Below are 13,024 nucleotides of genomic sequence, written 5' to 3'. Positions count from 1 at the left end.
AACCTTTCTAACATTAAAGCCCCAAAGGAGGGGCTTTAATGATTGATGTTTTAACGCAGAAGGTTATTCAATGGCTGAGTTATCTTTTGCTTCTTTTATAATTCGGTTGCCATTCTTCTCATAATCTTTTACCGCTTGTTCTGGTGACTTTTGGCCTGTATAGAGCGCTTGCAGTTCAGGATATAACGCCTGTCTTAACTCGCTGTAACCAGGTACGCTGCCAGTAAAGTTGAACAAGTATGGCGCGTTTTTATCATAGGCTTCAAATAATGGGTTTTCTGACTTAAATTCGTCTACAACAGACGTTCTGACAGGTACACCATTTTTGGATGCTTTAATGAGTTCAGGATCAGTGGAGAAGAATTTGACAAAATCCTTGCTGACTTTGATTCTAGTTTCATCTCCCGTATTGAATACAGCAGCACCGGACACATAAGTGAACGTTAACGGGTCGCCGCTCTCAGATGGAATGTTTGCTAGTCTGATATCGAATTTAGGTGCTTTGCCTTCATTCATTTCCGCTTTGGTGTTATTAAATAAAACAGAGTTTGTGAAAGCGATCGCAATTTTTTGGTTTTTAAACATAGCCAGTACGTCGTTAGAAGAAACTGATTCCGCACCAGGATTGCTTAGGCCGGCATCATATGTTTTCTTTAACCATTCAGCTGCTTTTGCACCTTTCTCATCACCAAGGATAATATTTCCCTTTTTATCAAAGAACTCATTGCCGAACATCCTTAAATAAGCGAGGTTCCATGTATCACCTTGATTATTCAGAGCATAAAGGCCCATTGGATACGAATCCTTTGGCAGCTTACTCTTCAACGTTTTTAAAATAGTTTCATATTCTTCTAGAGTCCATGTTTTAATTTCATTCTCATCGCCGATATATTGTTCAAGGCCTGCTTCTTTAAACATATCTGCGTTATACGATAAAGTTCCCGGCATATGGGAGAATGGATAGAAGTAAATATCTTCGCCAAATGTCACGCTGTCCCAATAATTTTGGGCAATATCCTTCTTTGCATCCTCTTCGACAATATCATTTAAAGGTACCAATGCGCCTCGATGAGCGTAGTCACCCATTGCAAATGTACTTTCAAAGAATATATCCGGAGGAGTGCCGCCGTTTAGTTTAACGTTTAACAGTTCATCGCGCTGGTCACTGGCAATGACTTCTACGTTTACTTTAACGTCATGCTCCTTGTATTGCTCAGAGAATTTTTCCGCTGCATGCTTGAAGAAACTGTCATAATCTGCCCCTTGTTCAGAAGAATCCATGACACCCTTCCATTGCGGCGTCAGCATCAGGGACAATTCGATTGTCTCTCCGTCTTTTGAGCCGCCAGCCGATTTGCCTGACTCTTCACCTGAACATCCAGCCAAGAAAACGGATGCTGCCAGAACACCGGATAAAGCGGTTGCAAGAAAACGTTTTTTAATCATAGCTTTCTCTCCCTTGATAGAATAGTTTTCACTTTATTGAAGACAAGCTCAGCGAGAAGCCTGTGTCCTTCCTCATCTAAATGCATAAAATCAATCTTATTCATTGGAATTTTTCCCTTGGTGTCCAGGAATTCCGTGTTTTGCAGTTGCATTAGTTCTTCTAAGTAAGTTGATAGCTCTGCCGATTTGGTGTCACAGCCTGTTCCCATCGATTTTCCCACGTCCGTTTTGAAGTATTCTTTACCAATCGGAGGCGGGGCAATCACCAGTACTTGAGGACATTCACCATTTACACCTGCTAGTGTGGTTTTCGCTTTTTGTGAAATCCTGGCTATCCCTTGTGCAATGTTATACGAAGTTAGATGAAACCTTTCTTTCGTATCATTTGTACCTAGCATGATAATCACCAATTCAAGCGGTGCATGGCTCATTAAACACGGATGGATATATCGATAGCCATTCAATCCTTCAAAAAGCGGGTCGTCGATTACCGCAGTCCTTCCCGAAAGTCCTTCTTCGACAACCTGGAACTCTTCGCCCAACTTTTCAGCAAGTAGGCTTGGCCATCTAACGCCTTCCGGGAACCTCTTCTGTAATTTCGCATCAAAGCCCCAAGTATTCGAATCACCAAAGCATACGATTCTTCTTTTCATTTTTACATCTCGTATTTACGGATTGCATTGTCGATCATGTCCTTGATTTCCGCTACCTTATTCAAGTCCTCGCCTGTTACAGGCTCAAGCGGGCCTCTTACACTGCCGATATTTACGCCTCTTAATTTCAACAACTCTTTAATAGCGGAATACATATGGCCATTTAACGAACATAAAGCAATGATGATATCGTTAATATCGCGCTGAATCGATTTTGCTTGTTCAAAATTCCCTGTTGCTACAAACTCTTCTGCTTTTAAAAGCAGCTCCGGCATTGCCGCATATGTACCGCCAATCCCACTGTCTGCGCCAATCAATCTTCCGGATACATACTGTTCATCAGGGCCATTGAACACGATAAAATTATCTCCGGCAGCAGCCTTGAATCGTTCAATATCCATTACTGGCATCGAGGAATTCTTAACACCGATTACCTTCTCATTTTCAATTAACTTCTTGAAGGTTGAAATTGATAGATTATATCCAGTTGTCTGCGGGATATTGTAAATAATGAATGGCAGGTCTGTTGACTCCATGATTTCCGTCCAATACTTGATTACCGAGCTGTCAGGCAGCTTAAAGTAGATTGGCGGAATAGCAGATAGTGCATCATAACCAAGCTCTGCTGCATATTTTGCCAGGCTTACACTTTCTCTCGTTGAAGGTGCACCAACGTGGGCAATCAATGTCAATTTTCCTTTAAGAGCTTCAGCAACATATTTCAACGTTGCCTTTCTTTCTTCAAGATTTTGATAGATGCATTCCCCAGAGCTTCCACCGACATAGAGACCTTTGACACCCTTTTCCAAAAGGTAGTTACAGAGATCCTTTGTTCTATTTTCTGATACTTCTCCCGACTCATCGTAACAAGCATAGAATGCAGGGATAATACCTTTATACTTTTCTAGATTCATGTCTTTCCCCACCTGATCGATTATTTTTGATAACGTTTACAATCAGAATATAACATAAACAATTCGTTTTGTAACTAATTTTCTTCATTTTTTGTATTTTTGGAAAAAATCTTCACCTTTTAAAGAAAACTAGTTTCTAGTTTTTTCAAAATAAAGGGTTAGATTGTCTTTTTCCAGTGAGACAAATAACCTTTTGTTATACGATTCTTGCTCCACCGGATAGTCCTCACGATAATGTGCCCCTCTGCTCTCCTTTCTTTCTAGCATTGCTTTTAGCAATAGTTTTGAAAGAATCAGGAAGTTTCTAGCCTTAAAGGCACTTTTTCGCTCTTTTACCGAAGTGACAAAGTATCCCATATTAAATGAGGATTTTAGTTCGTCAATTTTTGCCAAGGCCACTTGGAGATTTTTTTCATCACGGATCACATTGCCATGGAACCACATGATTTCTCTGACTGCATCCATGACTTCGTTCGGTGTCAGCGAAGCTTGTACTTCTGTTGAAAACGGTTCAATTATACTAGTCAGGTGATCCGTCACTTCCGCACGATCGATGCCTTCCCTTTTTACGCTGTTTACATATTCCAGGCAATCCTTGGCAGCTCGTTTCCCAAACACCATGCACGCTCCAGTCGAATTTCCTCCAAGCCGATTAGCTCCTTCTATTCCTCCGGCCAATTCACCGATAGCATAAAGTCCGGGTATCCCGGTTCTGCCGTTACTGTCGATTTTTACACCGCCATTGCTGGCATGGGCGAAAGGTGCAATCTTCATTTTATCCCTGACCAGGTTGATGCCCCGGTTTTCCAGCCAATTCAAATAGATGGTATAGAATTCGCCTTCATTTTTGTAAATGTCTTCATCATAGATTAATTCGAAGCCATCCTCATTTTTCGTTTTTAAAATTTCCTTCATCATCGCAATATCGAAATATTTGGATGGCAAAGAGTTGGTAAATGGACCATGGGTACTTCGGTTTTTAAAGCACTCCTCCTTGGTCAACCCTTCAGGCAGCACTTTATCTAAAATACTGTTTCCTTCCGCATCGACAAAATCCCGGCAATAATTGAGGGTATGCTCCCCCCATAATGTCTTATATTTTGGCGAAGTAAAGCCAGGGATAAACTGGATGAATTCCATATTGACGAGATCAGCCCCTGCCTCAAGAGCAAGAATATGCCCCGAACCATCCACATCATTTGGATTCAAATTATGTTTATAAATATTTCCGAATCCGCCCGTCGCAAGGACGACAGCCTTACAGTTAATGATGATAAAATCATTATCATGGTTCAGCAGAATGGCCCCAATAATACTTTCGCCCCGCTTCAATAAGGAAACGACAGCTGTTCTTTCCATCAGATGAATGTTTGGATAATGCTCGATGATTTCTGTAACATTTTCTCTAATCTTGTCCCAGTCCTTCAGCATGTAAATCGTTCTTCCGTGGTTGGCAAAGCAGGCTTTTCTGTCATCTGAAAGCTTATAGGGATCAATTCCGATTTCAGGAAATTCCGCAACTCGGTCCTGAATCTCTTCAATATATATTTTCGCCATTTCCCGGTCTTGCATATTATGGCTGACGGCATCAATATCCTCTAAAAACACTGCCTTATCTTCCTCGTTTTTTGTTACCTGTGTTCCTAAGGATGCTTTTAAAGGAAAAAAGCTTGAACCCGAACACAGCTGGGTTTTCGTTGACATTATTATGTTCTGTCCGGCCTTCGCCAATTCCATACTTACTTTCAAACCGGCAATCCCGCTGCCAACAACCAAGACATCTGTTGTTACGATCTCTTTAATCATTTGCACTGCACATCCTAGATCAAAATTTTAAAAACAACTTTCCTTACCTTTTCTGGACCATCCACTTTAATGCCTGTCATATGCCCATCGTTCGGAAATAACAGCATAAAATCGCCTTGTTCCAGCTTTACCTTGGACCGCACTTTGCCATCAAGGATGTAAAAATCATCCTTTGGCTCGTATTCCTGTTTTACGGTCATTCTGTCAACATGCTCATGGGCGATAAATTCTTTGCCATCCAGAATATAATGAAGATCCAGATACTTTTTGTGAGATTCCCAGAAGCGCTCTTCCACAGCTTTTGTCTCATATTCTATTAAGTTAAAATAAATCTCTTGACCCTCTACCTCGTGCATACCTGTTTGCAGGCCTGCGAAAGTATGGGTTTGAATATACTCAACTGCCCAATCTACTCTTTCATTCATGCCTTTATACAACACATAATTACGAATTTGATCTGCTATCATTTCTTTGTGCTCCTTATTCACTTGTTGTAAAACGCTTTCACAGAAACTATATCACAATAAAGGTAAAGAGCAATTTTTTTCTCTTATTTTTATACTTTCGGAAAAAATTTTCACCGAAAACGCAAAAAGGCGCCAACGATTATTTTATCATTGGCGCTTTCTGTCTCTGACATTCTTTGTTTTTTGGTGGTTGATGCCCTCTCCACAAACGAAAGCTTCTTGTTCGTCGTGAAAATACTTTATTTCCGTCTCCCAAGGCCGCCCAAATTATCATTCTCCAGAACGGTTCATTAGCTCCTCGTGCAAAACAACCGCATGGTTATAGATTTGGTCCTTTGCTCCGTACAAAAGTGTTACCTGCTCATTTGCCGCTGTATTAAGGATTTTATCGATCAATTTTTGTTTTTGTTCGTCGGTACGAAGCTCGTACATGTACCGTTCGCGGAACTCCTCAAACAGTTCCGGCTTATGACAAAACCACTTTCTTAAATCACTGCTCGGTGCAATATCCTTAAACCAATAGCGCAGCTTGGCAGCCTCCTTCGAAATCCCACGCGGCCAAATGCGATCCACCAAAATTCGGCATCCATCTGTTTCATCATACGGCTCATAAATTCGCTTTAAGAAGATGCTCCCCATTCAATCACCTATTTCCTTTTAAAATTATCTTAGGTGCCCCAAAAGACAGCCTTCAGGATTCATTGACTAAAGAATACCATACTATTCGGACTTCCCACTTTTATATACGATTGCTCGGCGTAAAAGAAAGGCAATAAGTTAAAATAATCAGGTGCCCACATGCTACTTTTTATTTGGGACCGAAGAAATTTTCGGAAGCAAGCTTTTTAATCCTGCTGGAATATGGAAATAGTATAGGTATGGTTGATTTTCAGGAGGATTTATATGGATTTGCATTCTGGTACGTTTTATTGGCCGACGACTTTTCCCGATACCCCTTCCTACCCTGCTCTTGAGTCGGATATTGAGTGCGATGTGGTGATTGTTGGCGGCGGGAGTTCGGGTGCGCAATGTGCGTTTTATTTGGCAGGAACCGGACTGGATGTTGTGCTTGTTGAGAAGGCTCGAATTGGCGGCGGGACGACAAGTGCGACATCGGCGCTGATTCAGTACGCGGGCGAAACGATGTATACCGAGCTGGTCGGCCGGTTTGGCAAGGAGTACATACGAAGGCATCTTGGCTTGATGAAGGATGCGATTGATGATATTGAACAGGCGGCCAGAGCTGCAGCAATTGATAGTGAGTTTTCGCGGCGGGATACGCTGTATGCAGCAAGCTCCGCGGATGATGTCGGGCGGCTTTCGGCTGAGTACGGTCTGCTGAAGGAGTTCGGCTTTGATGTTGAGTTTTGGAGGAAAGCTGAGATTCAGGAACAGTTTGGATTCAACAGGGAGGCTGCGATTTATTCGTTTAATGACGGGGAACTGAATCCGTTCCGGTTTACTCATGCGCTGATTGATTATGCTGCCGGAAAAGGGATGCGGGTGTTTGAGGAAACTTCGGTGGTTGGGTGTGAGTTTGAGGTTGGAGGTTCCAAAGAGGATGCTCGTGGTGACCTGGCAGGCGGCGGCAGTGATGCCGAACTGGGGAGCGTAGTGTTGCGGACTTCTGCCGGTTATACCATCAAGGCGCGTCGACCCATTTTTTCCACAGGATATGAAGGTTTGGATATTAAGGCTGAGCAGAAGGCATCGATTTCGAGCACGTATGTGGTGACGACGAACCGGATTGGGGGTCTGACCCCTATGCTGTTGTGGGAGACGGCGCAACCGTTTTTGTTTCTGCGGACGACGGCGGATGGGCGGTTTGTGATTGGCGGGCATGATGTTGATACGGCGGATGCGAGTGAGCGCGATGAGAAACTGCATGAGAAGCGGGATATGCTGATGGCTGAGCTCGGGAAGCTGTTTCCGGATATTGAGGCCGAGGCAGAGTATTGTGTCGGGGCGTTTTTTGCATCGGTGAGTGATGGGCTGCCGATTGTCGGTGTGTATGACGAGTATCCAGGCTCCTATTTCTTGTTTGCGTTTGGGGATAATGGCATGGTGTATGGGCAGCTGCTGGCGAAGTTGATTGTGCGGGATATTGTTGAGGGTGGATGCGCGGATTTGGGGTTGTATTTGCGGGAGCGGCCGCTGATTGGAAGGATTTAGATTATTTGGACCGGGCCTGGTTGGGGTCCGGTTTTTTATTGGATGGATCTTTTGTTATTGGGTGGTGTTGGTGGTTGGTGGTGGTTGAGGTTGGTGATGGGTTCGGTTTCTACTATAATAGGTGTGTTGGTATTTTAATAGAAGTGGAGCCGGTGGCCGGTGATTCTAGTAGTTGATAATTATGATTCGTTTACATATAACCTGATGCAGTATATTCGCGAGATTGGCGAAGAGGTTTTAGTGGTGCGGAATGACCAGGTGTCGCTCGAGGAGATTGAGCGGCTTGGGGCTAATTGTATTTTGTTGTCGCCCGGTCCTGGGAATCCGGATACTGCTGGGATTTGTTTGGATGTGGTTGAGCGGTTTAGTGGTGTGGTGCGGATTGCCGGGGTTTGTCTTGGGCAGCAGGTGATTGCGCAGGCGTTTGGCGGGATTGTGCGGAAAGCGCGGCGGCCGATGCATGGGAAGGTTTCGAATGTGGCGCATGATGGGCGCGGGGCGTTTCGGGGTGTGCGGTTGCCAGTTGCTGTTGCGCGGTATCATTCGCTGGTGGTGGATGAGGAATCGCTGCCTGATTGCCTTGAGGTGAGTGCGCGGAGTGAGGATGGCGAAATCATGGGTTTGCGGCATAAGGTGCTTGCGGTTGAATGTGTCCAGTTCCATCCGGAAGCATTTTTGACAGAGGATGGGAAGTTGATGGTGAGGAATTTGGTGCAGGTTTAGGCTGGGTTATGGGTTCGAGGTACAGGAATGGGAGTTGCTTACAAAGCTAGTCGCTGTTCTTTTGAATTTTACGAAACAAGTTTTTGAGTTTATGCATACATTTTGGGTTTTACGAACACTTTTTTTGATTTTATGCATACTTTTTGGATTTTATGAACACTTTTTCGATTTTATGCATACTTTTTAAGATTTACGCATACTTTGTTGTTTGGGTTTGCTTCTCCTGGAAGTTACAGTTCAATTTAATAGCATTCCGGCGCGCCGGAATGCAGCAGCCAGTTACGTGCAGTTTGCGAAACAGAATGGATGGCCCTTTGGTACTCATAGAATTCAGGAATGTGCCCATAGGAATCAAGAACGTGTGGATTAGGTATAGGTTATTCATTTTAATATGGTTGGGAATGGGAATATGGGATCTTTGTTGTCGTTTGAGTTTGAGGGTCGGCCGGTTACATTTCGGAACCCGGTGCGGGTGATTGCGGCGCACACACTAGATGAAGTTGTGCCGGGGTTGCAGGCAGTTGAAGATGCGGTCCGGGATGGTTTTTATGCGGCGGGGTATGTGTCGTATGAGAGTGCGCCTGCGTTTGATCCTGCGTTCCGGGTGGTCAGCGGAGCGCGGATGCCGCTGCTGTGGTTTGGGACTTTTGAGGCACCGGAACATGTTGGGTTAAGGGGTTCTAGTAGGTATCAGCATTCCGAATGGCGGCCGTCGGTTGGGATGGATGAGTATCGGGCTTCGATCCGTTATATCCGCCAGGCAATTGAGGCTGGGGATACGTATCAAGCGAATTATACGATTCAGCTGAAGTCCGAGTTTTCCGGGGACGATGTTGCTTTTTTCAATAGGCTGAAGAAGGCTCAAGACTCGAATTATTGTGCGTACTTGGATATCGAGGGCTTTCGAATCTTATCAGCTTCACCTGAGTTATTTTTTCATAAAAAGGGCTCGAAAATCACCACTCGGCCGATGAAGGGCACGATTATGCGCGGCCGCTCATTCGCGGAGGATGTGGCGAATGCGAAGTGGTTGTTTGAGTCGGAGAAGAACCGGTCTGAAAATGTGATGATTGTGGATTTGCTGCGGAATGATTTGGGGATGATTGCTGAGCCAGGCACGGTTGAAGTGCCGAAGTTGTTTGAGATTGAGCGGTATCCGACGGTTCACCAGATGACGTCGACGGTGACAGCGCGGGTTTCGGAGGATGTTGGGCTTGTTGATGTGTTTCAAGCGCTGTTTCCGTGTGGCTCGATTACCGGCGCGCCAAAGGTTAGCACTATGGGGATCATTGCTGAGCTTGAGAACACGCCGCGCGAGGTGTATTGCGGTGCGATTGGCTATATTACTCCGGAATCTGAGGCGATTTTTAATGTGCCGATTCGGACGGTGGTCATTGATTCAGAGTCGGGTGTTGCAACGTATGGAGTTGGCGGTGGAATCACGTGGGATTCAACGGCTGAGGATGAATATGAGGAAGTTGTCGCGAAGGCGAAGTTACTGGAGATGGACCGGCCGGAGTTCGAGCTGTTGGAGAGTTTGCTGCTTGAGGATGGGAAGTACTTTTTGTATGAAGAGCATTTGGATCGTTTGGGAAGGTCTGTGAAGTACTTTGGGTTTAATGTGGATAGGAGTACTGTTGAGAAGGCTTTGGCGGAGTTTGCTGAGTCGAACCCAATTGGCTCTTTGAAGGTAAGATTGTTGGTTTCGCGGGATGGTGCTGTTTCTGTCGAGGGTCAGGCTGTGTCGGCGATAGCCGGGCCGCTCAAGGTGCGACTTGCCGGAAAACCTGTTGATAAAAACGACCCCTTCCTCTACCACAAGACGACAAACCGGGCGGTGTACGCGAACTTTTTCGAAGAGCGCGGCGATGCGTTCGATGTTTTACTCTGGAATCAGGACGGTGAACTGACTGAGTTTACGAATGGAAATGTGGTTGTAGAATTGGATGGTGAGTTGTGGACGCCGACAGTTGCTAGTGGATTGCTAGCGGGAACCTATAGAGAAAAACTACTTTTGGATGGCGTGGTTCGAGAACGGGTTTTAAAGGTTGAGGATTTGAAGAGGTGTACGAAAATCTGGTTTGTGAACAGTGTCCGGAGATGGGTTGAGGTCCAGGTGGCCGAGAAATATTAGAGCTATCCGTGAAGCGAATGAAAAGCGTGTGCCGATTTAGCACACGCCATATTCAAAATGGACTTGTCTGTGTAATGTTGGAATTGCCTTCATGCAGGTTCAAGTCCGCACTTGTTCATCCGATGGGAAGATGCACATGTTCACGAGCAGGATGTAAAACGGGTAGAAGAACAGTGCTCCGAGCATGAGAAGCCCAGTTGCCGGGCTTGGGTTATCACCCTCGTAAGAAAACGGTAAAAGATTCGAAGTTAAATAGATGAGCAATATGTGATACGGCAGCCACAAGAGCATTGTCCAAAAACGAATGTAGCTGTCGCTGAACCATTTTTTCGTTAAAAAGTAGACTAACCCTGTCCCCACTATTGCTACTGTACCAATGCTGACAAGACTGATGATATCAAGTGTTTTGAAACTCCATCCGGTGATTCGCTGAATTCGATACGTGTTCAGTATAAATTCAGCCGGAATGAGCATCATGATGGCGTAAATCAGACTAATGGCATTAAGTTTAAGAAACCGAATACAGACCCCTCTCCCTATTAACACAATTTGGAACTATTTTACCACAGGTAGTGAATTTGGCAAGTTAGGAATCGTCCCCAACTCGCCAAGAAAAAAGTCGAGCGAATCTGCTCGACTAATTACTGTTCCCCAATAAGTTCGTTAATTGTTCCCGTCTTTCCAATCTTTGATAAGCCACTTTCCATTAATATACTCAAACCAGACTTGAACCTTATAATCATCGCCATACATGTCTGAATCGGTCACCTGGGTGAACTTATAGGAGGTTTCCGTCAGCTTCTCTTCTACATACGTGGCAGTCGGTTCAATAAAAAACGGGCCCTCATGAACAACGAGGTACAATCCATCTGGTTTTTCAGCAAAAAGATAATCTAATCTCTCTTCCAGCATTTCCAGCACAGCATAATCCCCCAGATGCTCATAAAATTCCCGCTTTGTTTTATAACCAGGAAGTCTAAAATCTTCTAACATTGTTTCATATATCGCACTCTGGGCATCTTTAAATTTCATTATAAGGTCCATCAAGTCAGGTGCGTCAATCTCATCGGATGCTGCTGGCTGTTCCTGATCCGGTTTCGGCTTTTCCTCAATATCAATCGGTTTATCCGGAGTTGCTTCTAGGTTCCCATCCTTAGGGGTTTGTTCCCCAGAATCGGCAGGCGTATCACCTACCCCGTTATCATCACCTGCAGGAGCCTGTTCCTTTATAGATTTCTGTTGATGTTTAAATTCCTGAACTACCTTGAATATCCTTGAAAACATGTCCTGTATATTTTCATCGTTTTTAATATCATTGTACAATCCGAAATCCCATGCTTTTAATCCACCGGTTTCGGTTGGCTGCAGGATACCGGCCGTATAGCTCATACCAGTTGTCCATCCCCATTTTTCCTTGTCGAACTCCATCCCTTTTTCGGTAAACGGGATATAGCTATTCGCACCAATGAAAAAGATCGGAATAGCAGCGTTTGTGTAAATATCCGCGTATTGGCTTTCAGAGGCTTTGACCAAACATTCTTCGGTGATAAACACAGCATCATATGGTTTCAGAATTTCCACAGACAGGTCTTCAAAGGGGATTGCAGTGAACGTTACTTGTTGCTCTTTGAGTATTGGCACGTCACCCAGCAATGCAATTTTAAGCGGTTCACCCTTATACTCCTCGAATGCGGGGACGGCCGTTTGGAGTTCTGTTTCCCCTGTACCGCTGTTCCCGCTCGCATTTGGGTTGATTACATACTGATAAAGCCCTCCGAAAAACAGGATAATGAGTGCCGCACTGATTAGTGTTGGCATTATTTTTTTTAAAGAATAGCGTTTTGGTGTGCGTATTGAGTGCAGGACGTTTTCTTTCATTTCCGGTGTGAACCTGAAGTCAGCCAATTCGCCCTTTAACATCTCGGTTTTTGCCTGTTGTAATTTCTTCTCCATCGTTCCCTCCCCTTTCTGTTATGGATTGTTTAAGCAGTTCCTTGGCCCTGGCAATCCGGGATTTGACTGTGTTTGCATTGACTTCGCAGACAGCGCTGATTTCGTTCATCGTCATGTCATGGAAATAAGCGAGGATAATAACCTCTTTGTACTTCAATGGCAGCTGAAGGATTGCGGCAGACAGCTCCTGGCGGCCGGCCTGGTCAAGGTATTCAGCCTCCGCGGCTTTTTGCTGTCCTTTGAGTAAGCTCGTGAAAAAATGGCTCGTGTGGACCTTCCGGTAATGCCAGCTTTTGACATGGTCCTTGCAATGGTTGATTGCGATCCGGTACAGCCAGGTTTGGATGGCAGACTCGCCCTGGAACGTATCGAGCTTCTGATAGCATTTGATAAAAATCTCCTGGGCCAGGTCTTTTGCTGTCTCATGGTTGCGGACATAGGAATAAGCCAGATGGAGAATTGACGTTCCGTAGCAGTCCATCAATTCTGATAATGTATCCTCTGTGTTCAAAACTGCTCCCCCTGCTTTCTGTATCTCTGTTAGTTATTAGACGATTCAAGTTTTGTGCTGGTTGATAAATTTGAAGATTTGTTTTTTAAAAAAGTAAAAGATTTGTCGATAATAAAAGAAGAGGTATTGATATATTTTTGAAAGCATTGATAAAAGTGAAAAAATGTCTTGATATATACGGGAATGTCTTGGTAAATACACTAAACTCTTAATAAAAAGATTTCGGGTTATCACGGGTTACAGTT

At 44.4% G+C, this 13,024-nt stretch carries 12 protein-coding genes; 3 read left to right on the top strand and 9 right to left on the bottom strand.

The features are described from left to right. Positions 1 to 63: 63 nt before the first annotated feature. From TY16_RS04705 to TY16_RS04680, 6 genes are all read right to left on the bottom strand, one after another. The gene (locus tag TY16_RS04705) at positions 64 to 1,446 is read right to left on the bottom strand and encodes an ABC transporter substrate-binding protein (protein ID WP_052342597.1); all 1,383 of its coding nucleotides are present in this window, start codon (positions 1,444 to 1,446) and stop codon (positions 64 to 66) included. Further along, on the bottom strand, positions 1,443 to 2,099 hold the full coding sequence (locus tag TY16_RS04700; RefSeq protein WP_043930613.1) for an SGNH/GDSL hydrolase family protein: 657 nt from the start codon (positions 2,097 to 2,099) through the stop codon (positions 1,443 to 1,445). The genes TY16_RS04705 and TY16_RS04700 overlap by 4 nt, the downstream gene beginning before the upstream one ends. 2 nt (positions 2,100 to 2,101) lie before the next feature. After that, complete coding sequence (locus TY16_RS04695; RefSeq protein WP_043930612.1) at positions 2,102 to 3,013, bottom strand: dihydrodipicolinate synthase family protein; 912 nt, start codon at positions 3,011 to 3,013, stop codon at positions 2,102 to 2,104. Between the two features lie 129 nt (positions 3,014 to 3,142). Further along, positions 3,143 to 4,819 (bottom strand): FAD-binding protein, encoded by a 1,677-nt coding sequence (locus TY16_RS04690; RefSeq protein ID WP_043930611.1) that lies wholly within the window; start codon positions 4,817 to 4,819, stop codon positions 3,143 to 3,145. A 14-nt stretch (positions 4,820 to 4,833) separates the two neighbouring features. Further along, complete coding sequence (locus TY16_RS04685) at positions 4,834 to 5,286, bottom strand: YhcH/YjgK/YiaL family protein (protein WP_043930609.1); 453 nt, start codon at positions 5,284 to 5,286, stop codon at positions 4,834 to 4,836. 270 nt (positions 5,287 to 5,556) lie between these two features. Beyond that, entirely contained in the window at positions 5,557 to 5,925 is a 369-nt protein-coding gene (locus tag TY16_RS04680) for a DUF488 domain-containing protein (protein WP_043930608.1), read from the bottom strand. A gap of 264 nt (positions 5,926 to 6,189) precedes the next feature. Here TY16_RS04680 and TY16_RS04675 point away from each other — a divergent pair, with 264 nt between their 5' ends. The 3 genes from TY16_RS04675 to pabB all read left to right on the top strand — a co-directional run bounded on the left by TY16_RS04675 (position 6,190) and on the right by pabB (position 10,315). Next, the gene (locus tag TY16_RS04675; protein WP_043930607.1) at positions 6,190 to 7,458 is read left to right on the top strand and encodes an NAD(P)/FAD-dependent oxidoreductase; all 1,269 of its coding nucleotides are present in this window, start codon (positions 6,190 to 6,192) and stop codon (positions 7,456 to 7,458) included. Positions 7,459 to 7,617: 159 nt separating this feature from the next. Next, positions 7,618 to 8,181, top strand: a complete 564-nt coding sequence (locus tag TY16_RS04670; protein WP_043930606.1) for an anthranilate synthase component II — start codon at positions 7,618 to 7,620, stop codon at positions 8,179 to 8,181. Between the two features lie 409 nt (positions 8,182 to 8,590). Beyond that, positions 8,591 to 10,315, top strand: coding sequence for an aminodeoxychorismate synthase component I (gene pabB, locus TY16_RS04665; protein WP_043930605.1), 1,725 nt, complete (start codon positions 8,591 to 8,593; stop codon positions 10,313 to 10,315). A gap of 99 nt (positions 10,316 to 10,414) precedes the next feature. Here pabB and TY16_RS26065 read toward each other — a convergent pair whose 3' ends face one another. The 3 genes from TY16_RS26065 to TY16_RS04655 form a co-directional block, all read right to left on the bottom strand. Next, positions 10,415 to 10,861, bottom strand: a complete 447-nt coding sequence (locus TY16_RS26065) for a hypothetical protein (protein ID WP_155922145.1) — start codon at positions 10,859 to 10,861, stop codon at positions 10,415 to 10,417. A gap of 117 nt (positions 10,862 to 10,978) precedes the next feature. Then, entirely contained in the window at positions 10,979 to 12,268 is a 1,290-nt protein-coding gene (locus TY16_RS26510; RefSeq protein ID WP_197028358.1) for a hypothetical protein, read from the bottom strand. Next, positions 12,213 to 12,779 carry a sigma-70 family RNA polymerase sigma factor gene (locus tag TY16_RS04655; RefSeq protein WP_052342595.1) on the bottom strand — a complete coding sequence of 189 codons (567 nt, stop codon included), beginning with the start codon at positions 12,777 to 12,779 and terminating at the stop codon, positions 12,213 to 12,215. Before TY16_RS04655 ends, TY16_RS26510 begins: the two co-directional genes overlap by 56 nt. Between the last annotated feature and the right edge of the window lie 245 nt (positions 12,780 to 13,024).

The sequence above is a fragment of the Bacillus sp. EB01 genome, assembly GCF_000613125.1.
In the GTDB taxonomy this organism is placed as follows: domain Bacteria; phylum Bacillota; class Bacilli; order Bacillales; family Cytobacillaceae; genus Bacillus_D.
This window is presented reverse-complemented; position numbering and strand designations above follow the sequence as displayed.